This window comes from Pseudomonas sp. TE36184, from assembly GCF_054060055.1.
In genome coordinates, this window is the sequence record NZ_JBSSCU010000001.1 from 3171840 (window position 1) to 3195599 (window position 23760).

The following is a 23760-nucleotide window of genomic DNA, read 5'->3' on the forward strand; positions in this document are numbered from 1 at the left end:
TCAGGGCAATAACAACAGTTTTTTGGAGGAGTGAACCATGCAAACCAAACTCTTGATCAACGGCCAACTGGTCAAAGGCGAAGGCCCGGCGCAGGCCGTATTCAACCCGGCGTTGGGCCGTGTGCTGGTGGAAATCAACGAAGCCAGCGAAGCCCAGGTCGACGCCGCCGTGCGGGCCGCCGATGCAGCGTTTGAAAGCTGGTCACAGACCACGCCCAAGGATCGCTCGCTGTTGCTGCTGAAACTGGCGGACGTGATCGAAGCCCACGGCGAAGAACTGGCCAAGCTGGAATCGGACAACTGCGGCAAACCCTACAGTGCGGCACTGAGCGACGAGATCCCGGCGATTGCCGACGTGTTCCGCTTTTTTGCCGGTGCCAGCCGCTGCATGAGCGGCTCGGCCGGCGGTGAATACCTGCCGGGCCACACCTCGATGATCCGCCGCGATCCGGTGGGCGTGATCGCTTCCATCGCCCCGTGGAACTACCCGCTGATGATGGTCGCCTGGAAAATCGCCCCAGCCCTGGCCGCCGGTAATACCGTGGTGCTCAAGCCGTCGGAGCAAACCCCGCTGACCGCATTGCGCATGGTCGAACTGGCGTCGGAGATCTTCCCGGCCGGCGTGCTCAACCTGGTCTTCGGCCGTGGGCCCACCGTGGGCAGCCCGTTGGTTAACCACCCGAAAGTACGCATGGTGTCGCTGACCGGCTCCATCGCCACGGGCGCCAACATCATTTCCAACACCGCCGACCGCGTGAAGCGCATGCACATGGAACTGGGCGGCAAGGCGCCGGTGATCATCTTCAACGACGCGGACATCGACGCGGCGGTGGAAGGCATCCGCACCTTCGGTTTCTACAACGCCGGCCAGGATTGCACCGCGGCGTGCCGTATCTATGCCCAAGCGGAAATCTATGACGCGTTCGTCGAGAAGCTCGGCGCGGCAGTCGCCAGTATCAAGTACGGCTTGCAGGACGACCCGACCACCGAGCTGGGCCCGCTGATCACCGCGCAACACCGCGACCGCGTGGCCGGTTTCGTCGAACGTGCCGTGGCGCAGCCGCATATCCGCCTGGTCACCGGCGGCAAGGCGGTGGAAGGCAACGGCTTCTTCTTTGAGCCGACGGTTTTGGCCGATGCGCAGCAGGACGACGAAATCGTGCGCCGCGAGGTGTTCGGGCCGGTGGTGTCGGTGACCAAGTTCGCCGATGAGGCACAGGTGCTGGGCTGGGCCAACGATTCGGACTACGGTCTGGCGTCATCCGTATGGACCGCCGACGTGGGACGCGCCCATCGCTTGGCTGCGCGCTTGCAGTATGGCTGCACCTGGGTGAACACTCACTTCATGCTCGTCAGCGAAATGCCTCACGGCGGTCAGAAACTGTCGGGGTATGGCAAGGACATGTCCATGTACGGGCTGGAGGACTACACCACCGTGCGCCATGTGATGTTCAAGCACTGAACCTCGCCCTGATGCCTTGACTGTAGGAGCAAGCTTGCTCGCGAAGAACGCCAACGATAATGCGGGGCATCCGATTAAACGCGGTGTCCAGGCGCCTGTCGCGAGCAAGCCCCCGCCCACATTGGATCTTCATAATTCCTGGGTAATGTGCTCACTCAAAGCCCGGAAATGTCTTGTCTCATTTGCCAAGCCATCATCCCGCCATCAATCATTTTTCCTACGCCATCGAACCGCTTAAGCTATGCGGCGTCTGTTTAATGTCCGTTGCGTTTGGCCGAAGGCATGTCCGAACCGTTATCTTTGATCCAGCACGCGCCAGGGCCGGCGCGGGATTTGCTCACGACAGGTTGTCTCTATGCACCGCAGGAATTTGCTTAAAGCGTCCATGGCCATTGCGGCTTACACCGGTTTATCGGCCAGCGGCCTGTTGGCTGCGCAAGCCTGGGCCGGGAACCGCGCCGCCGACGGCAAGGCCGTGGCGTTCGACTTCGAAACGCTGAAGACCCAGGCCAGGCAACTCGCCGGGACCGCGTATAAAGACACCAAACAGGTGCTGCCGCCCACCCTGGCGACCATGACCCCGCAAAATTTCAACGCCATCGGCTACGACGGCAAACACTCGCTGTGGAAGGAAGTGAACGGCCAGTTGGACGTGCAGTTTTTCCACGTCGGCATGGGCTTCAAGACGCCCGTTCGCATGCACGCCGTCGACCCCACGACCCGCGAGGCCCGCGAAGTGCATTTCCGCCCTTCGCTGTTCAACTATGAAAAAACCACGGTCGACACCCAACAACTGACCGGCGACCTGGGTTTCTCCGGCTTCAAGCTGTTCAAGGCGCCGGAACTGGATCGCCATGACGTGCTGTCGTTTCTCGGCGCCAGTTACTTCCGCGCGGTGGATTCCACGGGGCAATATGGCCTTTCCGCACGCGGCCTGGCGATCGATACCTACGCGAAAAAGCGCGAGGAATTCCCCGACTTCACGCAGTTCTGGTTCGAAACCCCGGATAAAAATGCCACGCGCTTTGTGGTCTACGCCCTGCTCGACTCGCCGAGCGCCACCGGCGCCTACCGTTTCGATATCGACTGCCAGGCCAACCAGGTGGTCATGGCAATCGACGCCCATATCAATGCGCGCACCGCCATCGAACAACTGGGCATCGCGCCGATGACCAGCATGTTCAGTTGCGGCACCCACGAGCGGCGCATGTGCGACACCATCCACCCGCAGATCCACGACTCGGACCGCCTGGCAATGTGGCGCGGCAACGGCGAGTGGATCTGCCGCCCGCTGAACAACCCGGCCAAGCTGCAATTCAATGCGTTCGCCGACACCGACCCGAAAGGCTTCGGCCTGGTGCAGACCGACCATGAATTCGCCAGCTACCAGGACACCGTCGACTGGTACAGCAAGCGCCCAAGCCTGTGGGTCGAACCGACCACCGCGTGGGGCGAAGGCTCGATCGACCTGCTGGAGATCCCGACCACCGGCGAAACCCTGGACAACATAGTGGCCTTCTGGACCCCGAAAAAACCGGTGGCCGCCGGTGATTCACTCAACTATGGCTACAAGTTGTACTGGAGCGCCCTGCCACCGGTGAGCACGCCGTTGGCGCAAGTCGACGCCACGCGTTCAGGCATGGGCGGCTTCACCGAAGGCTGGGCACCGGGCGAACATTACCCGCCAGTCTGGGCGCGGCGGTTTGCCGTGGACTTCAAGGGCGGCGGCCTGGATCGCCTGGCAGCCGGCACCGGGATCGAGCCGGTGGTGACCTGTTCCCACGGCGAGGTGAAAGACTTCAGCGTGCTGGTGCTCGACAGCATCAAGGGCTATCGCATCCTCTTCGACTGGTACCCGACCAGCGACAGCGTGGAGCCAGTGGAACTGCGCCTGTTTATCCGCACGCAGGACCGCACCTTGAGTGAAACCTGGTTGTATCAGTACTTCCCGCCGGCACCGGAGCAGCGTAAATACACCTGACACCGTGACCGACCATGTGAGCGCGGGCTTGCCCGCCCCCACATGGGGTCACAGCCCGCTCAGAACCGCGACACACTCTTCATCGCCCCAATCAAATAGCGCATCGCCACCTGATCGTTCTCGGTCAAGGCGCGATACTGCGCGAGCAATTCAGCTTCATCGGAACTCAACCTTCGGGCACGCAAGGACACCCTGCGGGTCAGAAAAGACGCCACCACACCCGCTACACCATAGGACTTGGCCATGGACTGTTTCTCCTGATATCGATCAAAAACTCCGTGTGCCCATTACCCGCCTGCCGTGAAGCGCAATGCCTCGGTAGACAAACCGACTGGCTCCCTGGGCCAGAAATCAGGCGTACTCTAAGCGTAGAAACAATCTCATGACGTGTGGGATTTTTTTAGAGTATTCACTTAAATAATTGGGTCAGGAATAAATACCTACAGCCCTATCCCACAGCGCCTGGCAAAAAAAACCCACCGGATAAGGGTGGGTTTTGTTGGAACCTAAGAAGGCTCAATCCCTGAGATCAGACTCATGAATCGGCTGCTCCCGATGGGTCGCCCGCTGGTACTGGGCCGGCCAGGTCGCCTTGCGCCCGCCCAGGTCATCGTCGGCATGCAATGGCCAATACGGGTCACGCAGCAGCTCGCGGGCGAGGAAGATGATATCGGCCTGGCAGGTGCGCAGGATGTGTTCGGCCTGGGCCGGCTCGGTAATCATGCCCACGGTGCCGGTAGCGATGCCCGACTCTTTGCGCACACGCTCGGCAAACCGCGTCTGGTAGCCGGGGCCGATGGGGATCTCGGCGTTGGCGGCGGTGCCGCCGGAGGACACGTCGATCAGGTCGACTCCCAAAGCTTTCAGGCGACGTGCCAGTTCCACGGTTTCATCGGGGTTCCAGCCGTCCTCCACCCAATCGGTGGCTGACACCCGCACAAACAGCGGCAGGTCTTGCGGCCAGACTTCGCGCACCGCTTCGGTGACTTGCAGCACCAGGCGGATACGGTTTTCAAAGGTGCCGCCGTACTGGTCCTGACGCTGATTGCTGATGGGCGAGAGGAATTGATGCAGCAGGTAACCGTGAGCGGCGTGGATCTCCACCACTTTGAAACCGGCGGTCAACGCGCGCTTGGCGGCGGCGACGAAGTCGGCGATCACTTGCTCGATCTGCGCCTCGTCCAGCGGCCGGGGTTGCGTATGGTTCGGGTCAAAGGCAATCGGCGAGGGCCCCACCGGCACCCAGCCGCCGTCTTGCGGCTTGAGGCTGCCGTGTTTGCCGATCCACGGCCGATGGGTGCTGGCTTTGCGCCCGGCGTGAGCCAGTTGAATCCCGGCCACGGCGCCCTGGGCAGTGATAAAGCGCGTGATACGTTGCAGCGGGGCGATCTGTGCGTCGTTCCACAGGCCCAGGTCTTCGGCGGTGATACGGCCCTCGGCGGTCACGGCGGTGGCTTCGGTGAAAATCAGCCCCGCCCCGCCGACAGCGCGGCTGCCGAGGTGGACCAGGTGCCAGTCGTTGGCCAGGCCATCGACGCTGGAGTACTGGCACATCGGCGACACGGCAATGCGATTGAGCAGGGTCAATTGGCGCAGGGTATACGGTTCGAGCAACTGACTCATGGCGCACCTCTTCTTGGCTTTTTGGGCACTTCTGTAGGAGCGCGCTTGCTCGCGAAAGCCTCATGGGCGCCGCGTTTATCCAGGATCGACGCGTTACCGTTAAGGTTTTTCGCGGGCAAGCCCGCTCCTACACAACAGTGCTTAGAGCCTAGTCGACAACGGGGGATTGCACAGGGTTCAGAAGACAAAGCGGGAGCCGATTGCCGGCTCCCGTCCAACAACCGCTTACATTTCGACCTGGGTGCCCAGCTCGATCACCCGGTTGACCGGGAGTTTGAAGAACCGCAGGTTGCCGTTGGCATTCTTCAACATGAACGCGAACAAGCCTTCGCGCCAACGGGCCATGCCTTTGATGCGCGAGGCGATGACCGTTTCGCGGCTGAGGAAGTACGTGGTACGCATCGGGCTGAAATCCAGATCATCCAGGTGGCACAGCTTCAGCGCTTCGGGCACGTCCGGCTCATCGGTGAAACCGAAGTGCAGGATCACGCGGAAGAACCCTTCGCCGTAGGCATCCACCTCGAAGCGCCGTGCGGCGGGAACGCGGGGAATGTCTTCGTAGACCACCGTCAGCAACACCACTTGCTCGTGCAACACCTGGTTATGCAGCAGGTTATGCAACAGCGCATGGGGCACCGCGTCGGGCCGCGCGGTGAGGAACACCGCGGTGCCCTGCACGCGATGGGGCGGCTGCACGCGGATACTGCTGATAAAGATCGGCAGCGGCAGGCCGCCCTCGTCGAGGCGGTCCATCAGCAGTTCCTTGCCGCGTTTCCACGTCGTCATCAGGATAAACAGCACAATCCCCGCCAATACCGGGAATGCACCGCCCTGGACGATTTTCGGCACGTTGGCGGCGAAGAACAGCCCGTCGACCAACAGGAAACCGATCAGCACCGGAATCGCCAACACCGGTGGCCATTTCCACAGCAACAGCATCACTGCCGACACCAGGATGCTGGTGATCAGCATGGTGCCGGTCACCGCCACGCCGTAGGCCGAAGCCAGCGCGTTGGACGACTCGAAGCCCAGCACCAGCAGGATCACGCCGACCATCAGCGACCAATTCACCGCGCCGATATAGATCTGGCCCTGTTCGGCGCTGGACGTATGCTGAATGTGCATGCGCGGGATGTAACCCAGTTGGATCGCCTGACGGGTCAGGGAGAACGCGCCGGAAATCACCGCCTGGGACGCAATCACCGTGGCCAGGGTAGACAACACCACCAACGGAATCAGCGCCCAGCTCGGTGCGAGCAGGTAGAACGGGTTACGCGCCGCTTCGGGGTTTTCCAGCAGCAACGCACCTTGGCCGAAATAGTTGAGCACCAGCGCCGGCAGCACCAGGGCGAACCAGGCACGGGCAATGGGTTTGCGCCCGAAGTGGCCCATGTCGGCGTACAGCGCTTCGGCACCGGTCAATGCCAGCACCACGGCGCCGAGAATCGCCACACCCATGCCAGGGTGGACCATGAAGAAACGCACACCCCACACCGGGTTCAATGCGTTGAGCACTTCCGGATGCTGGCTGATGCCATGCACGCCCAGGCCCGCCAGCACCAGGAACCACAACACCATGACCGGCCCGAACAGCTTGCCGATACGGTCGGTGCCATGTTTCTGGATCAGGAACAGCCCCACCAGCACCACCAGCGACAGCGGTACGACCCAGCGTTCAAGCCCTTCGAAGGCCAGTTCCAGGCCTTCTACCGCCGAGAGCACCGAGATTGCCGGGGTGATCATGCTGTCGCCGTAAAACAGCGCAGCGCCGATCAACCCGAGAATCACCAGCACCGAACGCAGCTTCGGATACGGCGACGCCGCTCGCCGCGCCAAGGCGGTGAGGGCCATGATGCCGCCCTCGCCCTGGTTGTCGGCGCGCAGGATGAACAACACGTACTTGATCGAAACGACCCAGATCAGCGACCAGAAGATCAGCGCCAGGATCCCGAAGACTCCGTCCTGGTTGACCTGAACCCCATACCCTCCACCGAACACCTCTTTAAGGGTATAGAGCGGGCTGGTCCCGATATCGCCATAAACCACCCCGACCGCTGCCACCAGCATGCCAATCGGCTTGGCATTGGAATGCTCGGCACCCGCTGCCTGACTACTTGCCTGACCCATCAACCACTCCTGCCCTATGACCTGAGGTCTCTTATAAACAACGCATCTAAGCTGACCTTAGCATGCGCTGTTTTACTTCTCGTAACAGACGTTTTGTTGACCCAAGGATTTCACCCGTTCGCAACGGCGCGAAGCATAGCGCAGCACTCGTCGTATTTCCCTGCATAAAGCTGGTCAAGTGCGTTGCCCGTCGCTAGAATTGCGCACTTTTTGATCAGAGGCACAAAAGCATGCTCTTTTACGAGCGCGCTAAGTGCCCGTCTACCGCCTTGTCGTGCCCGACTGGCGGCGTCATTCAATACCGAGGTTAGACATGTCCACCACCATCGCAAAAGCCAACCCCAAGGTCGGCTTTGTTTCCCTGGGCTGCCCGAAGGCTCTGGTCGACTCCGAACGCATCCTGACGCAACTGCGCATGGAAGGTTATGACGTCGTGTCCACTTACCAGGACGCGGACGTGGTGGTGGTCAACACCTGTGGCTTCATCGACTCGGCCAAGGCGGAATCCCTGGAAGTGATCGGCGAGGCCATCAAGGAAAACGGCAAGGTCATCGTCACCGGCTGCATGGGCGTGGAAGAAGGCAATATCCGCAACGTACACCCGAGCGTGCTGGCCGTGACCGGCCCGCAGCAGTACGAGCAGGTGGTCAACGCCGTGCATCAGGTGGTGCCGCCGCGCCAGGACCACAACCCGCTGATCGACCTGGTGCCGCCGCAAGGCATCAAGCTGACCCCGCGCCACTACGCGTACCTGAAGATTTCCGAAGGCTGCAACCACAGTTGCAGCTTCTGCATCATCCCGTCGATGCGCGGCAAGCTGGTCAGCCGCCCGGTGGGCGATGTGCTGGACGAAGCCCAGCGCCTGGTCAAATCCGGCGTTAAAGAACTGCTGGTGATCTCCCAGGACACCAGCGCCTACGGCGTCGACGTGAAATACCGCACCGGTTTCTGGAACGGCGCGCCGGTGAAAACCCGCATGACCGAGCTGTGCGAAGCCTTGAGCAGCCTGGGCGTGTGGGTGCGCCTGCACTACGTGTACCCGTACCCGCACGTGGACGAGCTGATCCCGTTGATGGCCGCCGGCAAGATCCTGCCGTACCTGGACATCCCGTTCCAGCACGCCAGCCCGAAAGTGCTCAAGGCCATGAAACGCCCGGCCTTCGAAGACAAGACCCTGGCGCGCATCAAGAACTGGCGCGAGATCTGCCCGGAACTGATCATCCGTTCGACCTTCATCGTCGGCTTCCCGGGCGAAACCGAAGAAGACTTCCAGTACCTGCTCGACTGGCTGACCGAAGCCCAACTGGACCGCGTCGGCTGCTTCCAGTACTCGCCGGTCGAAGGCGCCCCGGCCAACCTGCTGGACCTGGCCGTAGTACCGGATGACGTCAAGCAAGACCGTTGGGAGCGCTTCATGGCGCACCAGCAGGCGATCAGCTCGGCGCGCCTGCAACTGCGCATCGGCAAGGAAATCGAAGTGCTGATCGACGAAGTCGACGAGCAAGGCGCCGTAGGCCGCTGCTTCTTCGACGCCCCGGAAATCGACGGTAACGTATTTATCGACGATGCCAGCGGTTTGAAGCCGGGTGACAAGGTCTGGTGCACCGTGACCGATGCCGACGAATACGACCTGTGGGCCGAAAAGCGCGACTGATCGCATCAGGCGCGGATAAAAAAGTGAAAAAGCCCTGCTTCTGGACAAGATGCGGGGCTTTTTTAGGTCTATCGTTTTGCCCATCGACACCGAACATCCACAAAGGGCAGCGGGCATGCGTCAGCATTCGGTTATCCACACCCCTAAAACCAGCGACTACGCCGAGTTGGCGCGGATCTGGGAGGCGTCGGTGCGCGCCACCCACGACTTTCTGCCGGACAGCTACATCACGCTGCTGAAAAACCTGGTGCTGACCCGCTACCTCGATGCGGTGATGCTGATCTGCACCAAGGACACGCGCCAGCGCATCACCGGGTTCGCCGGGGTGGCCGCGGGCAAGGTCGAGATGCTGTTCATCGACCCGCAGCACCGTGGCCAGGGCCTCGGCCGGCAATTGCTGCGTTACGCGATCGAGCGCATGAACGCCGATGAGCTGGACGTCAACGAACAGAACCCGCAGGCGCTGGGCTTTTACTTCAAGCAAGGCTTTGAAGTCATCGGCCGCACGGAGCATGATGGCCTGGGGCAGCCTTATCCGCTGCTGCACATGCGTTTGCGCCAGGTTCAGCAAGAGGCGCGTCAGGGCTAAATGAAATGGGGCCGGGATTAACCGCGCCCACACAGGTACAATAGCGGCCCCCTTTTGCTACGGCCCTTGTCATGACTGACCCCATACGCCTCTCCAAACGCCTTATCGAACTGGTCGGTTGCTCCCGTCGGGAGGCTGAGCTGTTTATCGAAGGCGGCTGGGTCTCGGTGGACGGTGAAGTGATCGACGAGCCACAGTTCAAGGTCACCACCCAGAAGGTCGAACTGGACCCCGAGGCCAAGGCCACCGCGCCAGAGCCTGTGACCATCCTGCTGCACGCGCCGGTGGGCGTGGATGCCGAGACGGCAATGGCGTCGATCAGCGCCGAAACGCTGTCGGAAGAACACCGCTTCAGCAAGCGCCCGCTCAAGGGCCACTTCCTGCGCCTGACCGCCAGCGCTGACCTGCAAGCCAAGGCCAGCGGCCTGCTGGTGTTCACCCAGGATTGGAAGATTCTGCGCAAACTGACCGCCGATGCCGCCAAGATCGAGCAGGAATACGTGGTGGAGGTCGAAGGTGACATGGTTGCTCACGGCCTGAACCGCCTCAACCATGGCCTGACCTACAAAGGCAAAGAGCTGCCGCCGGTGAAAGCCAGCTGGCAGAACGAAAACCGCCTGCGCTTTGCGATGAAAAACCCGCAACCGGGGGTGATCGCCTTGTTCTGCGAAGCTGTCGGCTTGAAAGTCATCGCCATCCGTCGTATCCGCATCGGCGGCGTGTCCATCGGCAAGGTGCCGGTCGGCCAATGGCGTTACCTGTCCGGCAAAGAGAAGTTCTGAGCCACTCCCCCTTTTTCGACACCGCCTGCGTGGGCGGTGTCCACCGTTGAAAACCAGGATTGCCCACCATGATTCACAACGACGTACTGCGCAGCGTGCGCTACATGCTCGACATCAGCGACAACAAGATGGTCGATCTGATCAAACTCGGCGGCATGGACGTGACCAAGGAAGACCTGCTGACTTACCTCAAGAAAGACGAGGAAGAAGGCTTTGTGTTCTGCCCGGACGAAGTCATGGCGCACTTCCTTGACGGCCTGGTGATTTTCAAGCGCGGCAAGGACGACAGCCGTCCGCCGCAACCGATCGAAACCCCGGTGACCAACAACATCATCCTCAAGAAGCTGCGCGTGGCCTTCGAACTGAAGGAAGACGACATGCACGCCATCCTCAAGGCGGCCGAGTTCCCGGTGTCCAAGCCTGAGCTGAGCGCGCTGTTCCGCAAGTTCGGCCACACCAATTACCGCACCTGCGGCGACCAGTTGCTGCGCAACTTCCTCAAGGGCCTGACCCTGCGGGTTCGCGCGTAAGCCATGAGTTACCAGGTCTCGCCCGTCGGCTTCGTGCGCTCCTGCTTCAAGGAGAAGTTCGCCATCCCGCGCCAACCGCAACTGGCGCCTGCCGCCCGCGGCGTGCTGGAGCTGGTCGCGCCGTTCGACCACGGCGAGGCGGTGCAGGGCCTGGAGCAGGTCAGCCATGTGTGGCTGCTGTTTCTGTTCCACCAGGCCCTGGAAGACAAACCCCGCCTGAAAGTGCGCCCGCCCCGTCTGGGCGGCAATAAGTCCATGGGCGTGTTTGCCACCCGTGCGACCCATCGGCCCAACGGGATTGGCCAGTCGGTGGTGAAGCTGGACAAGGTCGAACCGGGCCGGTTGTGGATCTCCGGGATCGATCTGCTCGATGGCACGCCGGTGCTGGATATCAAGCCGTATGTGCCGTATGCCGACATTGTCGACAACGCCGCCAACGGCATCGCCAATGGCACGCCGCCACTGATTCCCGTGCAGTGGCTGAAGACGGCTCTGCACCAGGCGCAAGACCACGCTCAGCGCCTTGCTGAACCGCTGGTGGCGTTGATCGAACAGTGTTTGGCGCAAGACCCGCGGCCGGCCTATCAAACGCCCGGGCCCGAGCGGGAATATGGCGCGCAGTTCTGGGACGTGGATGTGCGCTGGCACTATCCCGAGGCGGGCGTCATCTGTGTGCTGGAAGTGATTGCAGCTAAATAAACCAAAAACCAATGTGGGAGGGAGCTTGCTCCCGATAGCGGCGGGTCAGTCACCGGATGCATTGACTGACACTCAGCAATCGGGAGCAAGCTCCCTCCCACATTTTTTTGACCGCGTTTACTTCTCGACGAAGGCGCGTTCGATCAGGTAGTCACCCGGCTCACGCATGCGTGGCGAAACTTTCAGGCCGAAGCTGTTCAACACTTCGCTGGTCTCGTCCAACATGCTTGGGCTGCCGCACAGCATGGCGCGGTCGTCCTGGGGGTTGATCGGTGGCAGGCCGATATCGCGGAACAGCTTGCCACTGCGCATCAGGTCGGTCAGACGGCCTTGGTTTTCGAACGGCTCGCGGGTCACGGTGGGGTAGTAGATCAACTTTTCACGCAGGGCTTCGCCGAAGAATTCATTCTGCGGCAGGTGCTTGGTGATGAATTCGCGGTAGGCGACTTCGTTGACGTAACGCACGCCGTGGCACAGGATCACTTTTTCGAAACGCTCGTAGGTTTCCGGGTCCTGGATCACGCTCATAAATGGCGCAAGGCCGGTACCGGTGCTGAGCAGGTAGAGGTGTTTACCCGGCTTCAAATCGTCAAGCACCAGGGTGCCTGTCGGTTTTTTGCTGATGATGATCTCGTCGCCTTCCTTCAGATGCTGCAACTGGGAAGTCAGCGGGCCATCAGGCACCTTGATGCTGAAGAACTCCAGATGCTCTTCCCAGTTCGGGCTGGCAATCGAATAAGCGCGCATGAGCGGGCGGCCGTTGGGTTGTTGCAGGCCGATCATCACGAACTGACCGTTCTCGAAGCGCAAGCCCGGATCGCGGGTGCACTTGAAGCTGAACAGAGTGTCGTTCCAGTGATGAACACTGAGGACACGCTCGTGGTTCATGTTGCTCATGTACGGGGGACTCCTGGAGATGGGTCTGCGCCAAAATGATAAGTGCGCAATTGCACAGCATTCTAATGGCGGCGACAATATCTGTTAACTGGATTATTAAGATAAGGGTTATCGGTTATATCGATATGCGATTTACTCTCCGTCAGCTGCAAGTCTTCGTCGCCGTCGCCCAGCAGGAAAGCGTCTCACGCGCTGCTGGCCTTCTGGCCTTATCTCAATCCGCCGCCAGCACCTCAATCACCGAGCTGGAGCGTCAATCCAGCTGCCAGTTATTCGACCGGGCGGGTAAACGCCTGAGCCTCAACGCCCTCGGCCGTCAGTTGTTGCCCCAGGCGGTAGCCCTGCTGGACCAGGCCAAGGAGATCGAAGACCTGCTCAACGGCAAGTCTGGCTTCGGTTCACTGGCCGTCGGCGCCACGCTGACCATCGGCAATTACCTGGCCACGCTGCTGATCGGCAGCTTCATGCAGCAGCACCCCGAGAGCCAGGTGAAGCTGCACGTGCAGAACACTGCACATATCGTGCACCAGGTTGCGCATTATGAAATTGACTTGGGTCTAATCGAAGGCGACTGCAGCCACCCGGATATCGAAGTGCAGACCTGGGTGGAAGATGAGCTGGTGGTATTTTGCGCGCCTCAGCATCACCTGGCCCAGCGCGGTGTCGCCAGCATGGAAGAATTGACCCACGAAGCGTGGATCCTGCGCGAACAGGGCTCGGGCACGCGCCTGACCTTTGATCAGGCCATGCGCCATCATCGCAGCGCGCTGAACATTCGCCTCGAGCTGGAACACACCGAAGCGATCAAGCGTGCGGTGGAGTCGGGGCTGGGGATTGGCTGCATTTCCCGGCTGGCGCTGCGCGATGCTTTCCGCCGCGGCAGCCTGGTGCCGGTAGAAACCCCGGACCTGGACCTGGCCCGGCAGTTCTACTTCATCTGGCACAAGCAGAAGTACCAGACCTCGGCGATGCGCGAGTTTCTCGAGCTGTGCCGCGCCTTCACCGCCGGGGTTCAGCGCAGCGACGAAATCGTGCTGCCGAACATTGCCTGAGGCTTAGATCAGGATCACGGCCCACACCAGGGTGATCATGGTCAGTGCCACGAATTGCGCGGCGCTGCCCATGTCCTTGGCGTTTTTCGACAGTGGGTGACGGTCCAGGGAAATGCGGTCGATGGCCGCTTCCACGGCCGAGTTGAGCAACTCGACGATCAACGCAAGCAGGCACACCGCGATCAACAGCGCCCGTTCGACGCGGCTGACATGCAGGAAAAAACTCAGCGGGATCAGGATGACGTTCAGCAACACCAACTGACGGAACGCCGCCTCACCGGTGAAGGCTGCGCGCAGGCCATCCAGGGAATAGCCCCCTGCGTTGAAGATACGTTTGATACCGGTTTGACCCTTGAAAGGCGACATAAATGTAGGCAACTGAACCAAAGAAGTGGGAAAACTAGATCACGCGAAGTCAAAAAAGCGTGAATCGGCAATAGCTTAATGCTGCGAAATTGACTCAAGTTGTTGCAAGAGCAACGCCGCCTGGGTTCGCGTTCGCACCCCCAGCTTGCGAAAGATCGCGGTGACATGGGCCTTGATGGTCGCTTCCGACACGCTCAACTCGTAAGCGATCTGCTTGTTCAACAAGCCTTCGCAGACCATGGTGAGCACCCGGAACTGCTGGGGCGTCAAGCTGGCCAGACCATCGCGGGCAGCCTTGGCTTCGTCGGACACGTTGATCTCTTCAAACGCTTGCGGCGGCCAGGACACATCGCCCTCCAGCACCGCGCGCACGGCTTTCTGGATCTCTTCCATGGAGCTCGACTTGGGAATGAAACCGCTGGCGCCAAACTCCTTGGAGCGCACCACCACATCGGCTTCTTCCTGAGCCGAGACCATCACCACGGGAATCTGCGGGTATTGCCCGCGCAACAGCACCAGCCCCGAAAACCCGTAGGCGCCAGGCATGTTCAGGTCGAGCAGCACCAGGTCCCAGTCGGATTTTTCGGTGAGGCAGGTTTCCAGCTCGGCAATGCTGGCCACTTCAACCAGACGGACATCGGGGCCCAAGCCCAGCGTTACTGCCCGATGCAGTGCATTGCGAAACAGCGGGTGGTCATCAGCTATCAGGATTTCGTATGTGGCCATTGATTAAATGATCCTGTTTTTTATGGCAGCCCTGATGGGTTCAGGGTTCGCCAATACACAAGGTAACGGCCAGGCAGCCATCACCACAGGGCATGCTCAACGTCAAAAGCACCTGAAACGACGTTGGAAATTCACGGTTGCGCCCTGATCGGCGCCCAGCATGCCCAGCGCAGCCTGGGTGGTCAAGCACTACGCCAATGGGCAGTTTAGCGGTTGTCGGATTTACGGTGCCATCATGCAAACGTCGTCTGGTTATACCGCCGGGATGTAGGGCGCTAGACGAGTATGGACGATATCCGTCGAGTCCAGCGGTAACTGGAACTTGGCGGCCAGATAATGGGTGCTGAACACGTCGAGGTAAGCGTCCAGCACTTCGCTGGCCGCGCCGTCGTCGGCCAGCTCCAGGCACAGCGCGGCGACTTCGGCGGTGCAGAAATGATCATCCCGCTTGGAACGACGCAGTTTGTAGCGCGACAACTGCTCGGGGGCCAGGCTGAGGACCGGCAAATGCTCCAAATAGGGACTTTTGCGGAACATCTTGCGCGCTTCGCTCCACGTGCCGTCCAGCAGGATAAACAGCGGGCGCTTGCCCTCCCCCACCTTGACCTCACTGACAACCCGTTCCGGCGCGACGAATTCGCCGGGGAACACGATGTAGGGTTGCCACTGCGGGTCAGCCAGCAAAGTGAGCAGCCCGGGGTCGACCTCGGTGCGTGACCAGGCGAACGCGCTGGTGTCGTCAATCACATCGGCGATCAGCCAGCCGGTGTTGCTGGGCTTCATCGGTTCGACGTCGTGCATCAACAGGCACATTGCAGACCGGGCCTGGACCTTGGGCCGCCAGGCACACAAGCAATACGCGGGGATCACCCGACAGCCGGGGCAGCGCTCGGCACGCGACCCCCGATTGACGAAAGGCCTGATGGCGCGCGCCAGGCGCTGGGTACGCAGACGAGAGACGGCGTGGCTCATCGGATGCGCCGCACGGAAAGGAAAATCGACACTGGGGGAACTCGAGGAAGGCTTAAGTGGCCGCAGTTTACCAGAGCCACACGCACTTCCCAGCAATACGCCTGGCTGTACCGGCCAGGGCTCACCTATAATTGCGCGCCACTGAACGCACAGCCCAGTGGCTGGTCTATGCACCAGTAACCGAATCAGGAGAGTTTCATGCTGCGTTCCATGCTGCGTTCCATGCTGCGTCTTGTCGCCCCATCCGTCGCCCTCGCGCTGGTCTTGCCTGTTGGCGCCCAGGCGGCCTCGCTGCTGGAGGCCCAAATGAACAAGAAGCTGCAAAGCGTCGCGGCTGAAAGCAACAAAGACCTGCCCCGGGAAATCGATGAAAAAACCCTGGAAGTCGCCTACACCGTTGAAGGCATGCAGTTGATCGATCACCTCAGCGTGCTGCCCGATCGTGCCGAACAGATGCGTGCCAACCCCAAGGCGGTGTATTTCCAGCTCGGACAAAGCGTGTGCCTGAACCACGGCTACCGCGAGCTGATGGCCAAGGGCGCGGTGATGCGCTACGAGATCACCGAAAACAAGACCAACCGCCCGGTGGCTTCGGTGAAATTCGTCGAAGCAGACTGCCCGGCACCGACTGCGGCGAAGAAGAAAAAGTAACTCGCGCATGCCCCCCCGCGCGCTGCTGTCCAGTGGCGCGCAATTCCCTCGTTTGTGTTTGCCGCCGAACGCTGCACGCTGTGACGCGAGACCAATAAGCGGTTGCCAGCCAAGGGTTTTTCGGCCCATGATCGTCTCATTCCCACAACCCGCTCAGCCCAGTTCCCATGCTGTTCTGTAACATTTTCAGGGCAAAACAGAGTTGTCCTCCTGCCATGTGCAGTGCAAAGGTTTTTAAATCACAAGGAACATACAGAGTCGCGCTTTGCCGCTTGGCGAACACTGTGCAATGCCATGGGCATGCAGCGACACATGCAGTGTCGTGGCCACGGACGAATATTTCGCCGCCCGCCCAGGCTCTGTGAAGAAGGAGAAGTTGAATGCCTTACGAACCGAATGACCGCCTGCTCCAGCATTTTGAAGCAAACGGGGTCGACCTCACGCAGCAGGTCGAAGCTCAACTCCAGTTGATCGCACCCAACAGCCCGAATATCCCCCTTTATCGCGACATGATCCTCACCGCGCTACGCATGGCACAGGACGACCGCAGCCGCTGGAACGCCAAAATCACCTTGCAAGCCATCCGCGAACTGGACCACGCCTTCCGCGTGCTGGAACAGTTCAAGGGGCGGCGCAAAGTCACGGTGTTCGGCTCGGCGCGCACGCCGGTGGAAAGCCCGCTCTATGCCCTGGCCCGGGAAGTGGGCGCGGCACTGGCGCGCTCCGATCTGATGGTGATCACCGGCGGCGGCGGCGGGATCATGGCCGCCGCCCACGAAGGTGCCGGCCTGGAGCACAGCCTGGGCTTCAACATTACCCTGCCGTTCGAACAGCATGCCAACCCGACCATCGACGGCACCGAGAACCTGCTGTCGTTCCACTTCTTCTTTACGCGCAAGCTGTTCTTCGTCAAGGAGGCCGATGCGCTGGTGTTGTGCCCCGGCGGTTTCGGCACCCTGGATGAAGCGCTTGAAGTACTGACGCTGATCCAGACCGGCAAGAGCCCACTGGTGCCGGTGGTGTTACTCGATGCGCCAGGTGGCGGTTTCTGGCAAGGCGCCCTGGACTTTATCCGCAGCCAGTTGGAAGCCAATCGCTATGTGCTGCCTACCGACCTGAAGCTGATGCGCCTGGTGTACAGCGCTGAAGCTGCGGTGGACGAGATCAACCAGTTTTATGCCAACTTCCACTCTACCCGCTGGCTGAAGCGTGAGTTTGTGATACGCATGAATCATCCGCTCAGTGAGCGGGCGCTGGCTCAGGTGCAAAAAGAGTTCGCCAGCCTGCGACTGAGTGGAGACTTCCAGCAGCTCGCCTACACCGGAGAAGAGCACGATGAGCCGCAGTTCAGTCATCTGACGCGACTGGTGTTCAACTTCAACGGGCGTGATCAGGGTCGGTTGCGGGAGTTGGTGGACTACATCAACTTGCCGGAGAACTGGGCGCAGGCTCAGGGCAAGACACAACAACGGGTGGCGCCGGAGCCGGCGTGATTTTTGAGCAAAAAAAAAGGCCCGCTATTTTCATAGCGGGCCTTTTATTTTTTGCGTTGTTCAGTCGTCCATGTCCCGACCGCTGAACAACCGATTGATCATTTCCATCGAAAACCCGCGATAACTCAGGAAGCGCCCTTGTTTCGCGCGTTCCCTGGCATCAATCGGAAGATGCCCAGAAAACTTGCGACGCCAGGTATCTTCCAGCTGTGACTGCCAGCTGATACCGCACTCGCGCAGGGCAAGGTCGATGTCGGCGCGTTGCAGGCCGCGCTGGCTCAGCTCTTCACGAATTCGCGCCGGGCCGTAGCCGGAGCGCGCTCGGTAGGACACAAAACTTTCGAGGTAACGGGCTTCCGACAGCAGCCCTTCTTCCGTCAACCGGTCGAGGGCAGTGTCGATCATCTCAGCGGACGCACCGCGCTGACGCAGTTTACGCGTCAGTTCGACTCGACCATGCTCGCGACGCGCGAGCAGGTCCATCGCAGTGCGCCGAACGGCGACGAGTGTATCCAGCACAACGGTCATCGTTTGCTTCAGACGTCAGTGTCGACTTCTTCCATTTCGTCAACCGGCGCACGGTTGGCTGCTGCTTTCACGTCCGGCGCGGGGGTCAGCAGCTTGTCGCGGATCTGCTTCTCAAGCGCGGCGGCGACATCCGGGTTGTCCGCCAGGAACTTGGCCGAGTTGGCCTTGCCCTGACCGATCTTGCTGCCGTTGTAGGCATACCAGGCACCGGATTTCTCGACGAAACCGTGCAGCACGCCCAGGTCGATCATCTCGCCGTTCAGGTAGATACCCTTGCCGTAGAGAATCTGGAACTCAGCCTGACGGAATGGCGGGGCCACTTTGTTCTTAACGACTTTGACGCGGGTTTCGCTACCGACAACCTCGTCACCTTCCTTCACCGCGCCGGTACGGCGGATGTCCAGACGGACCGACGCGTAGAACTTCAGCGCGTTACCACCGGTGGTGGTTTCCGGGCTGCCGAACATGACGCCGATCTTCATCCGGATCTGGTTGATGAAGATCACCAGGCAGTTGGCGTTCTTGATGTTACCGGTGATTTTACGCAGCGCCTGGGACATCAGACGGGCCTGCAGGCCGACGTGCATGTCGCCCATTTCGCCTTCGATTTCAGCTTTTGGCACCAGGGCCGCCACGGAGTCGACCACGATCACGTCGATGGCGTTGGAGCGCACCAGCATGTCGGTGATTTCCAGGGCTTGCTCACCGGTGTCCGGCTGGGAAACCAGCAGGTCGTCAACATTCACGCCCAGCTTGCCGGCGTATTCAGGGTCCAGGGCGTGCTCGGCGTCGACGAACGCGCAGGTCGCGCCCATCTTTTGCGCCTGGGCAATCACCGACAGCGTCAGGGTGGTTTTACCGGAAGATTCAGGACCGTAGATTTCAACGATACGGCCTTTTGGCAGGCCGCCAATGCCGAGCGCGATGTCCAGACCCAGAGAGCCAGTGGAAATAGCCGGGATCGCCTGACGGTCGTGATCGCCCATACGCATTACGGCACCCTTGCCGAATTGACGTTCGATCTGACCCAGGGCCGCAGCCAAGGCTTTCTTCTTGTTCTCGTCCATTAAAGTCCTCACGTAATCAATAAGGCCTGACGGCCAACACCTGTATAAGTAGACAGTATTGTTCCACAAAGATCGGAGATCGCCTACCCCTGATTTTCTATTTCTGCTGCAGCTCGTCGCAACAAGCCCTCTAGCGCGGCCTTTACCGTTTGTCGGCGGACCTCATCGCGGTTGCCGGGGAAGTGCTGGCGCTCGGCCGTGACCTCGTCACCCACGCCGAACGCCAGCCATACCGTGCCCACCGGTTTTTCCGGCGAGCCGCCATCGGGCCCGGCCACGCCGCTGACCGCCACGGCAAAGCGCGCCAGGCTTTTTTCCTGGGCGCCCCTGACCATGGCCTCCACCACCTCACGGCTGACCGCCCCCACTTTGCCGAACAGTGCCTCCGGCACATCCAGCTGCCGAGTTTTCTGCCGGTTGGAATAGGTGACATATCCCGCCTCGAACCACGCCGAACTCCCCGGTATGCGCGTGATGGCTTCGGCGATGCCGCCGCCGGTACAGGACTCGGCGGTGGTGACGTGGGCATTGAGCACCTGTAGACGTCGACCCAGTTCAGCGGCCAGTTGGGTGATTTCTTTCACGGAGGTCTCCTGGAATGAGCGGGCATTGGCCTACCCTACATGAGCCCATCGGCCATGCAAGTTGCAGCGTGCATCAGGACACTAACGCACAATGGCCCGCACATACGCCTGACAGGCGCGCAAGGCGATCACGGCGTTATCCGCGTCGTCGGTGATGGCGATAATTCGCTGAGCATGCGCCGGGTCAAGTCGGGCTCGCGTGGCTGCATGAACCACGCCGCCGGCGGCGGTGGCGGCAGGCATTGCGCAACCACTGGCGCCGTCGCTGGCGTCGAGAAGGACTGACAACCGCACATCAGCAGTGGCCAGGCGATCGCGCAGAGCGGCCTGATTACGTTGTGCATCGCTCAACTCCCGAGCATGTTGTTGGTCAATGGCGCTGAGTTGTTGCTCCAGGGCCAGCCGTTTGTCCTGCTGCGCCTGTTGCTGGCGCAAAGCTACCTGGCTTTGCTGGCTGAGCGCCTGCGCCTGGGCCGCCGATTGCGCCTCAAGCTGCGCGCCATAACGCCAGGCTTGCACCTGCCACACGAGCGCGCTCAACAGGCACGCGCCGATCAGACGCCAGGCCGCTAGGAAACGCATAGCACCGCCTTCGCACGCGTCCACAAGCGCAAACGCTCCTCCAGGCCGTTGAGACCGCCGTTGATGCGTCGGGTGATGGTGGTGAACTGGTCGTTGTCCGCCAGTTCGTTCAGGCCGTTGCTTTGCCAGAACCAGGCGGCGGATTCGGCGGCCCATTGCGGCTGTTCCAACAGTTCCGGTTGCAGCAGCAGGCGCTCATCGCCAAACAGCGCTTGGCTGCAGATTAAATAGTTGCGACGCCCGGTGACCTGAATCAGCCCCCTGCCCCGGTACTTCTGGCCGTCGCCATCCGCTTCGGCGGTGTTACCCAGGCGAACGGCCAGGGTACCGGTGTCGTATTTGCTCAGGTATTGATCGCTGCCCAGTTCGCGGACGTAGCGCAATTCGCCGGATTCATGGCCAATTTGGGCGAGGCAGGCGGCGAGGCGTTTCGGATTGTCGATCGCGTAGCAAGCGAATGCCGCATTTAACGGGGATAGAAAAGTGCTCGCGCTGAGGCGGGCGCCCGGCATGATGTAAAGAAGCTGGGGCAGTGTTATCAGCATGGTGCCTACTCCGTAAAAGGTACTACGCCGACAACCCGCCGGCCGTGACCGAACTGCGATAGCCCGTCACCGGGTCACCGACATGCGTCACCTTGGTGATCGACCAGCGCCCCTGCATGTAGGAAGGCCAGGTGTCATCCAGCAGCAACAGCCCTTCGGCCGATAACAGCGGGTTCCCCGGACAATCGATCTGCAGCTTGAGGTCTTCACGGCCCACGCGGCGCAATTCACCCTCAGCCACCGCCCGCGCCTCGGCTTCGTTCTGGCAGCGCTGACGCAAGGTCTTGAAGGGCGCAACCCCGACCTGAACCACCCGCTGCTTGCCCGCGGCGGCATCCCACCAGGTGACGCGGCTGCCCTGGTATTTGGCGCGCGAGGTTTCGTCGAGCTTGGCGGTGATGAATGCTTGATCGCCGGGGCGATTGTCCTCGGTGACCGACAGTGTCACGTCCGGCAGTTGCTGGCCGGAGAGTGACTTGACCTGCCCGGCCTCGGCGAGCACGTACAGTTCGTTGATCGGTTTGGTGACGGCGCCATAACGTTTGGCAAGGCGGGTGATGAACGCCATGTCGCTTTCATTGGATTGGTCGATGTGGGCAATCGCAATGCCCTCCAACGCCGGTGCCACCCGCGGCGAATAGCCGTGGCGGCTGACCAGTTGGCGAAACAGCGCGCCCAGGGTGATCGGTCCATAACTGGCGGATCGACGCTGGCGGTAACCACTGGCATCGCCCGCGCTGAAGGGCGCCGCGGTGGCGACGATCATCAAGCGCATGGGAAACAGCACCGGCGTGCGCTGGGTAATGACAAATTCGCCTTTTTCCACCAAGCCGGACTCTTGATAACCGACACGCAAACCGATCTTGCCACTCAGACTGGGCAGGCCCTCCAGGCCCTCGATGTTGAGCGTCAGTTCAAGGCGGTCGGACTCAAGGCCCGCCGCGTCGGTATGGCTCCAGTGCATCAGACGTTGATTGAGCAGCGCCGCGTTGGCGCCATAGAACTCCACAATGGGCGTAAATCCCTGAGCCATGTAGCCTCCTTCTTAATCCCACGCCGAAACGAGGCGCAACGCCGCCGGCCGCGAAGCCATTTCGGGCACGATCACCCACACGCCAGCCGGCAGCACCGGGCCGTATTCAGCAAGCGTGGGGTTCAAGCGCCAGAGGGTTTCTTCCGCGGCGTCATCGCAACGCCCCAGCTCGCGGTAGAGCAGCAGGTTGACCGAATCACCGGCAATACTTCGCACTCTACGCATTGATGAATTCCTCCAATTCAAGGCTCCAGGTCATGAGCATGGCGGTACCGTCATCGATCACGTTGCTTTGGGTTTCCATCACCGAATTGATCCGCCACAGGCCCCAGTTGCGGCCAATGCCATCCACCAGAGGCAGCGGCACGCGTTGATTTTGCAGGGCGCGCAACTCGTCCAGGCGTTGCATGCCCACGCCGTACATCGCCGTGCCGCTGAAGGTGAGTTTTTCCAGCTTCTGGCCGTTCTGCCGCGACTGCGGTTTGCTCGCGATAATCGTCAGGTCAGCCCAGCCGCCGTCGCTGTTACGGGTCAGCGAGGAATAGGCAAACCCACGGGCGAGCCCAAAAATGAAATCGCCCAGCACCATCTGTTGTCGCATCAATCACCTCCTGGATCGGCCAGTGCCGCATTGCGCCGAACCCCGAGGGTGTCGGAGAGCATCGGCAGGCATTGGAATTGCAGAGCCTGGATCACCTGATTGACCACCTGCTGGGCATCGGCGGGGTTGACGCCGGTGATCTGGATGCTGGGGGCCAGGGTGACTTGCACATTGTCCGTGCATGCGCTGTTGAGTTCCTTGCTGACGGCATTGGGTGCGGGCAGGCGGTCAGCGGGGCTGAACAGTTTGTCCCCAAGCCAAGCGCCCGCTTCGCTGCCGAGCAAGCCGCCGATTGCGCCGCCTACAGCCGTGCCGATGCCAGGCAAAACCAGAGTGCCGATGGCCGCGCCGGCAGAGGCGCCGGCCCAGGCACCACCGGCCGTAGACAGGCCGGTGGTGACTGCTTTTGCGTCGCCATCGCGTATGCCCTGGATCACATGGATGGCGGTGTCGGCATACTTCAACGGGCCGAGGCCACGGGGGACGGGCAACTCCCGCCACCGCGTCGACTTGGCGGTTTTTTTCGCGGAAGTCTTTTTCCCGCCAGAACGCTCATAGCCAGGCGGCAAGATGATGCTCGGGGTAACGGCGCCACGAAGAGACTCGCCGCTGCAGCAGCAGCAGTCCTTGTCCTTGTCCTTGTCCTTGTCTTTGTCTTTGTCGTCTTTAAGCCACTTGCCGGCTTTGGGAAACTTTTGCGCCAGTGCATCGATGGCCTTGCCCGAGACCCTGCTCTTGGCCGTATCCCACAAACTCAAGCCCACATCCTTGGCAATGGTCTTCGCCGCATCGGCCCCGAACTGCAGGCTTTTGTCGACCCAGGAGTCGGCGGCCGGCGGCGGCTCCTTGGGTTGACTGTTCTGCGCCTGCGAGGCGCTATCGACCGTCCTGAGCGCCAGTGAATCACTGGTAATGAATAATGTGCTGTTGAGCGTTTCCAACGTCTCGCGCAACCGCACTTGCTCAAGGGTCAAGGCGTTGATATCCAGGCTCACCGTGACCAGCGCCAGGCCGAGTTCCGACGATGGCTGCGGTTCGGCATCCAGGCTGGAAGGCCCGACAAAACTATCAGGAAGGGGGGTCAGCACACTGTTGAGTGTCGCCTCGTTGGACAGGGCCGCAAAGGTCATCCAGCGCTTGTCTTCTTCGGCGAGCCTGATCTCGTATTGAGTCTCTTGCATCCCGCTCTACTCCTGTTTGACGCCAAGGCGAGTGA

General features: G+C 60.9%; 26 protein-coding genes. 10 read left to right on the forward strand and 16 right to left on the reverse strand.

Annotated features, from left to right (window positions below; translation table 11 throughout):
* Positions 1–37: 37 nt before the first annotated feature.
* Together ACVWZP_RS14225 and ACVWZP_RS14230 are read left to right on the forward strand one after the other, a co-directional pair.
* The gene (locus ACVWZP_RS14225; RefSeq protein ID WP_448123835.1) at positions 38–1462 is read left to right on the forward strand and encodes a gamma-aminobutyraldehyde dehydrogenase; all 1425 of its coding nucleotides are present in this window, start codon (positions 38–40) and stop codon (positions 1460–1462) included.
* Between the two features lie 355 nt (positions 1463–1817).
* Entirely contained in the window at positions 1818–3443 is a 1626-nt protein-coding gene (locus ACVWZP_RS14230; protein WP_026139759.1) for a glucan biosynthesis protein D, read from the forward strand.
* Positions 3444–3502: 59 nt separating this feature from the next.
* On the opposite strand, the gene ACVWZP_RS14235 is transcribed toward ACVWZP_RS14230, so the two are convergent.
* From ACVWZP_RS14235 to ACVWZP_RS14245, 3 genes are all read right to left on the reverse strand, one after another.
* Entirely contained in the window at positions 3503–3688 is a 186-nt protein-coding gene (locus ACVWZP_RS14235) for a hypothetical protein (protein WP_017844677.1), read from the reverse strand.
* A gap of 271 nt (positions 3689–3959) precedes the next feature.
* Positions 3960–5066, reverse strand: coding sequence for an NADH:flavin oxidoreductase/NADH oxidase (locus ACVWZP_RS14240; RefSeq protein ID WP_128191527.1), 1107 nt, complete (start codon positions 5064–5066; stop codon positions 3960–3962).
* Between the two features lie 225 nt (positions 5067–5291).
* Positions 5292–7193 carry a potassium transporter Kup gene (locus ACVWZP_RS14245; RefSeq protein WP_046384501.1) on the reverse strand — a complete coding sequence of 634 codons (1902 nt, stop codon included), beginning with the start codon at positions 7191–7193 and terminating at the stop codon, positions 5292–5294.
* Positions 7194–7506: 313 nt separating this feature from the next.
* Here ACVWZP_RS14245 and rimO point away from each other — a divergent pair, with 313 nt between their 5' ends.
* The 5 genes from rimO (at position 7507) to tsaA (ending at position 11447) form a co-directional block, all read left to right on the forward strand.
* A complete protein-coding gene (rimO, locus tag ACVWZP_RS14250; RefSeq protein WP_046384502.1) occupies positions 7507–8847 on the forward strand; it encodes a 30S ribosomal protein S12 methylthiotransferase RimO in 1341 nt (446 codons plus the stop codon).
* A gap of 115 nt (positions 8848–8962) precedes the next feature.
* Positions 8963–9436: a GNAT family N-acetyltransferase gene (locus ACVWZP_RS14255; RefSeq protein WP_126586102.1), complete on the forward strand. Its 474-nt coding sequence runs from the start codon at positions 8963–8965 to the stop codon at positions 9434–9436.
* 71 nt (positions 9437–9507) lie between these two features.
* Positions 9508–10218, forward strand: coding sequence for an rRNA pseudouridine synthase (locus tag ACVWZP_RS14260; protein WP_017844672.1), 711 nt, complete (start codon positions 9508–9510; stop codon positions 10216–10218).
* Positions 10219–10286: 68 nt separating this feature from the next.
* A complete protein-coding gene (locus tag ACVWZP_RS14265; RefSeq protein WP_457369867.1) occupies positions 10287–10748 on the forward strand; it encodes a DUF1456 family protein in 462 nt (153 codons plus the stop codon).
* Positions 10749–10751: 3 nt separating this feature from the next.
* Entirely contained in the window at positions 10752–11447 is a 696-nt protein-coding gene (tsaA, locus tag ACVWZP_RS14270; RefSeq protein ID WP_288077717.1) for a tRNA (N6-threonylcarbamoyladenosine(37)-N6)-methyltransferase TrmO, read from the forward strand.
* A gap of 117 nt (positions 11448–11564) precedes the next feature.
* Here the strand turns inward: tsaA and fpr are convergent, their stop codons facing one another.
* The gene (fpr, locus tag ACVWZP_RS14275; protein ID WP_017844669.1) at positions 11565–12344 is read right to left on the reverse strand and encodes a ferredoxin-NADP reductase; all 780 of its coding nucleotides are present in this window, start codon (positions 12342–12344) and stop codon (positions 11565–11567) included.
* Between the two features lie 125 nt (positions 12345–12469).
* On the opposite strand from fpr, the gene ACVWZP_RS14280 reads away from it, so the two are divergent.
* Positions 12470–13396, forward strand: coding sequence for a LysR family transcriptional regulator (locus ACVWZP_RS14280; protein ID WP_046384505.1), 927 nt, complete (start codon positions 12470–12472; stop codon positions 13394–13396).
* Positions 13397–13399: 3 nt separating this feature from the next.
* Here ACVWZP_RS14280 and ACVWZP_RS14285 read toward each other — a convergent pair whose 3' ends face one another.
* From ACVWZP_RS14285 to ACVWZP_RS14295, 3 genes are all read right to left on the reverse strand, one after another.
* A complete protein-coding gene (locus ACVWZP_RS14285) occupies positions 13400–13762 on the reverse strand; it encodes a diacylglycerol kinase (protein WP_017137081.1) in 363 nt (120 codons plus the stop codon).
* 75 nt (positions 13763–13837) lie between these two features.
* The gene (gene erdR, locus ACVWZP_RS14290; protein ID WP_046384506.1) at positions 13838–14488 is read right to left on the reverse strand and encodes a response regulator transcription factor ErdR; all 651 of its coding nucleotides are present in this window, start codon (positions 14486–14488) and stop codon (positions 13838–13840) included.
* A 252-nt stretch (positions 14489–14740) separates the two neighbouring features.
* Complete coding sequence (locus ACVWZP_RS14295; protein ID WP_026139758.1) at positions 14741–15460, reverse strand: tRNA-uridine aminocarboxypropyltransferase; 720 nt, start codon at positions 15458–15460, stop codon at positions 14741–14743.
* Between the two features lie 210 nt (positions 15461–15670).
* On the opposite strand from ACVWZP_RS14295, the gene ACVWZP_RS14300 reads away from it, so the two are divergent.
* Complete coding sequence (locus tag ACVWZP_RS14300) at positions 15671–16111, forward strand: PA3611 family quorum-sensing-regulated virulence factor (protein WP_046384507.1); 441 nt, start codon at positions 15671–15673, stop codon at positions 16109–16111.
* Between the two features lie 380 nt (positions 16112–16491).
* The gene (locus tag ACVWZP_RS14305; protein WP_046384508.1) at positions 16492–17604 is read left to right on the forward strand and encodes an LOG family protein; all 1113 of its coding nucleotides are present in this window, start codon (positions 16492–16494) and stop codon (positions 17602–17604) included.
* 60 nt (positions 17605–17664) lie between these two features.
* Here the strand turns inward: ACVWZP_RS14305 and recX are convergent, their stop codons facing one another.
* From recX to ACVWZP_RS14350, 9 genes are all read right to left on the reverse strand, one after another.
* Positions 17665–18132 (reverse strand): recombination regulator RecX, encoded by a 468-nt coding sequence (gene recX, locus ACVWZP_RS14310; protein ID WP_017844662.1) that lies wholly within the window; start codon positions 18130–18132, stop codon positions 17665–17667.
* An 8-nt stretch (positions 18133–18140) separates the two neighbouring features.
* Positions 18141–19199 (reverse strand): recombinase RecA, encoded by a 1059-nt coding sequence (gene recA, locus ACVWZP_RS14315; RefSeq protein WP_017844661.1) that lies wholly within the window; start codon positions 19197–19199, stop codon positions 18141–18143.
* An 83-nt stretch (positions 19200–19282) separates the two neighbouring features.
* Entirely contained in the window at positions 19283–19783 is a 501-nt protein-coding gene (locus tag ACVWZP_RS14320) for a CinA family protein (protein ID WP_017844660.1), read from the reverse strand.
* A gap of 81 nt (positions 19784–19864) precedes the next feature.
* Positions 19865–20365, reverse strand: coding sequence for a lysis system i-spanin subunit Rz (locus ACVWZP_RS14325; RefSeq protein ID WP_457369868.1), 501 nt, complete (start codon positions 20363–20365; stop codon positions 19865–19867).
* The gene (locus ACVWZP_RS14330; RefSeq protein ID WP_457369869.1) at positions 20353–20910 is read right to left on the reverse strand and encodes a glycoside hydrolase family 19 protein; all 558 of its coding nucleotides are present in this window, start codon (positions 20908–20910) and stop codon (positions 20353–20355) included. Before ACVWZP_RS14330 ends, ACVWZP_RS14325 begins: the two co-directional genes overlap by 13 nt.
* Positions 20911–20932: 22 nt before the next feature.
* Entirely contained in the window at positions 20933–21943 is a 1011-nt protein-coding gene (locus ACVWZP_RS14335; protein ID WP_169864418.1) for a contractile injection system protein, VgrG/Pvc8 family, read from the reverse strand.
* A 12-nt stretch (positions 21944–21955) separates the two neighbouring features.
* Positions 21956–22168: a tail protein X gene (locus ACVWZP_RS14340; RefSeq protein ID WP_017844656.1), complete on the reverse strand. Its 213-nt coding sequence runs from the start codon at positions 22166–22168 to the stop codon at positions 21956–21958.
* Positions 22161–22544, reverse strand: coding sequence for a phage tail protein (locus tag ACVWZP_RS14345; RefSeq protein ID WP_108525852.1), 384 nt, complete (start codon positions 22542–22544; stop codon positions 22161–22163). Before ACVWZP_RS14345 ends, ACVWZP_RS14340 begins: the two co-directional genes overlap by 8 nt.
* Positions 22544–23725 (reverse strand): hypothetical protein, encoded by a 1182-nt coding sequence (locus tag ACVWZP_RS14350; protein ID WP_457369870.1) that lies wholly within the window; start codon positions 23723–23725, stop codon positions 22544–22546. The genes ACVWZP_RS14345 and ACVWZP_RS14350 overlap by 1 nt, the downstream gene beginning before the upstream one ends.
* Positions 23726–23760 lie beyond the last annotated feature (35 nt).

Excerpts from the sequence above, each read along its gene's own strand:
- ACVWZP_RS14225 (WP_448123835.1), top strand. The coding sequence starts at position 38 with ATGCAAACCAAACTCTTGATCAACGGCCAACTGGTCAAAGGCGAAGGC.
- ACVWZP_RS14230 (WP_026139759.1), top strand. The coding sequence starts at position 1,818 with ATGCACCGCAGGAATTTGCTTAAAGCGTCCATGGCCATTGCGGCTTAC.
- ACVWZP_RS14235 (WP_017844677.1), bottom strand. The coding sequence starts at position 3,688 with ATGGCCAAGTCCTATGGTGTAGCGGGTGTGGTGGCGTCTTTTCTGACC.
- ACVWZP_RS14240 (WP_128191527.1), bottom strand. The coding sequence starts at position 5,066 with ATGAGTCAGTTGCTCGAACCGTATACCCTGCGCCAATTGACCCTGCTC.
- ACVWZP_RS14245 (WP_046384501.1), bottom strand. The coding sequence starts at position 7,193 with ATGGGTCAGGCAAGTAGTCAGGCAGCGGGTGCCGAGCATTCCAATGCC.
- rimO (WP_046384502.1), top strand. The coding sequence starts at position 7,507 with ATGTCCACCACCATCGCAAAAGCCAACCCCAAGGTCGGCTTTGTTTCC.
- ACVWZP_RS14255 (WP_126586102.1), top strand. The coding sequence starts at position 8,963 with ATGCGTCAGCATTCGGTTATCCACACCCCTAAAACCAGCGACTACGCC.
- ACVWZP_RS14260 (WP_017844672.1), top strand. The coding sequence starts at position 9,508 with ATGACTGACCCCATACGCCTCTCCAAACGCCTTATCGAACTGGTCGGT.
- ACVWZP_RS14265 (WP_457369867.1), top strand. The coding sequence starts at position 10,287 with ATGATTCACAACGACGTACTGCGCAGCGTGCGCTACATGCTCGACATC.
- tsaA (WP_288077717.1), top strand. The coding sequence starts at position 10,752 with ATGAGTTACCAGGTCTCGCCCGTCGGCTTCGTGCGCTCCTGCTTCAAG.
- fpr (WP_017844669.1), bottom strand. The coding sequence starts at position 12,344 with ATGAGCAACATGAACCACGAGCGTGTCCTCAGTGTTCATCACTGGAAC.
- ACVWZP_RS14280 (WP_046384505.1), top strand. The coding sequence starts at position 12,470 with ATGCGATTTACTCTCCGTCAGCTGCAAGTCTTCGTCGCCGTCGCCCAG.
- ACVWZP_RS14285 (WP_017137081.1), bottom strand. The coding sequence starts at position 13,762 with ATGTCGCCTTTCAAGGGTCAAACCGGTATCAAACGTATCTTCAACGCA.
- erdR (WP_046384506.1), bottom strand. The coding sequence starts at position 14,488 with ATGGCCACATACGAAATCCTGATAGCTGATGACCACCCGCTGTTTCGC.
- ACVWZP_RS14295 (WP_026139758.1), bottom strand. The coding sequence starts at position 15,460 with ATGAGCCACGCCGTCTCTCGTCTGCGTACCCAGCGCCTGGCGCGCGCC.
- ACVWZP_RS14300 (WP_046384507.1), top strand. The coding sequence starts at position 15,671 with ATGCTGCGTTCCATGCTGCGTCTTGTCGCCCCATCCGTCGCCCTCGCG.
- ACVWZP_RS14305 (WP_046384508.1), top strand. The coding sequence starts at position 16,492 with ATGCCTTACGAACCGAATGACCGCCTGCTCCAGCATTTTGAAGCAAAC.
- recX (WP_017844662.1), bottom strand. The coding sequence starts at position 18,132 with ATGACCGTTGTGCTGGATACACTCGTCGCCGTTCGGCGCACTGCGATG.
- recA (WP_017844661.1), bottom strand. The coding sequence starts at position 19,199 with ATGGACGAGAACAAGAAGAAAGCCTTGGCTGCGGCCCTGGGTCAGATC.
- ACVWZP_RS14325 (WP_457369868.1), bottom strand. The coding sequence starts at position 20,365 with ATGCGTTTCCTAGCGGCCTGGCGTCTGATCGGCGCGTGCCTGTTGAGC.
- ACVWZP_RS14330 (WP_457369869.1), bottom strand. The coding sequence starts at position 20,910 with ATGCTGATAACACTGCCCCAGCTTCTTTACATCATGCCGGGCGCCCGC.
- ACVWZP_RS14335 (WP_169864418.1), bottom strand. The coding sequence starts at position 21,943 with ATGGCTCAGGGATTTACGCCCATTGTGGAGTTCTATGGCGCCAACGCG.
- ACVWZP_RS14340 (WP_017844656.1), bottom strand. The coding sequence starts at position 22,168 with ATGCGTAGAGTGCGAAGTATTGCCGGTGATTCGGTCAACCTGCTGCTC.
- ACVWZP_RS14345 (WP_108525852.1), bottom strand. The coding sequence starts at position 22,544 with ATGCGACAACAGATGGTGCTGGGCGATTTCATTTTTGGGCTCGCCCGT.
- ACVWZP_RS14350 (WP_457369870.1), bottom strand. The coding sequence starts at position 23,725 with ATGCAAGAGACTCAATACGAGATCAGGCTCGCCGAAGAAGACAAGCGC.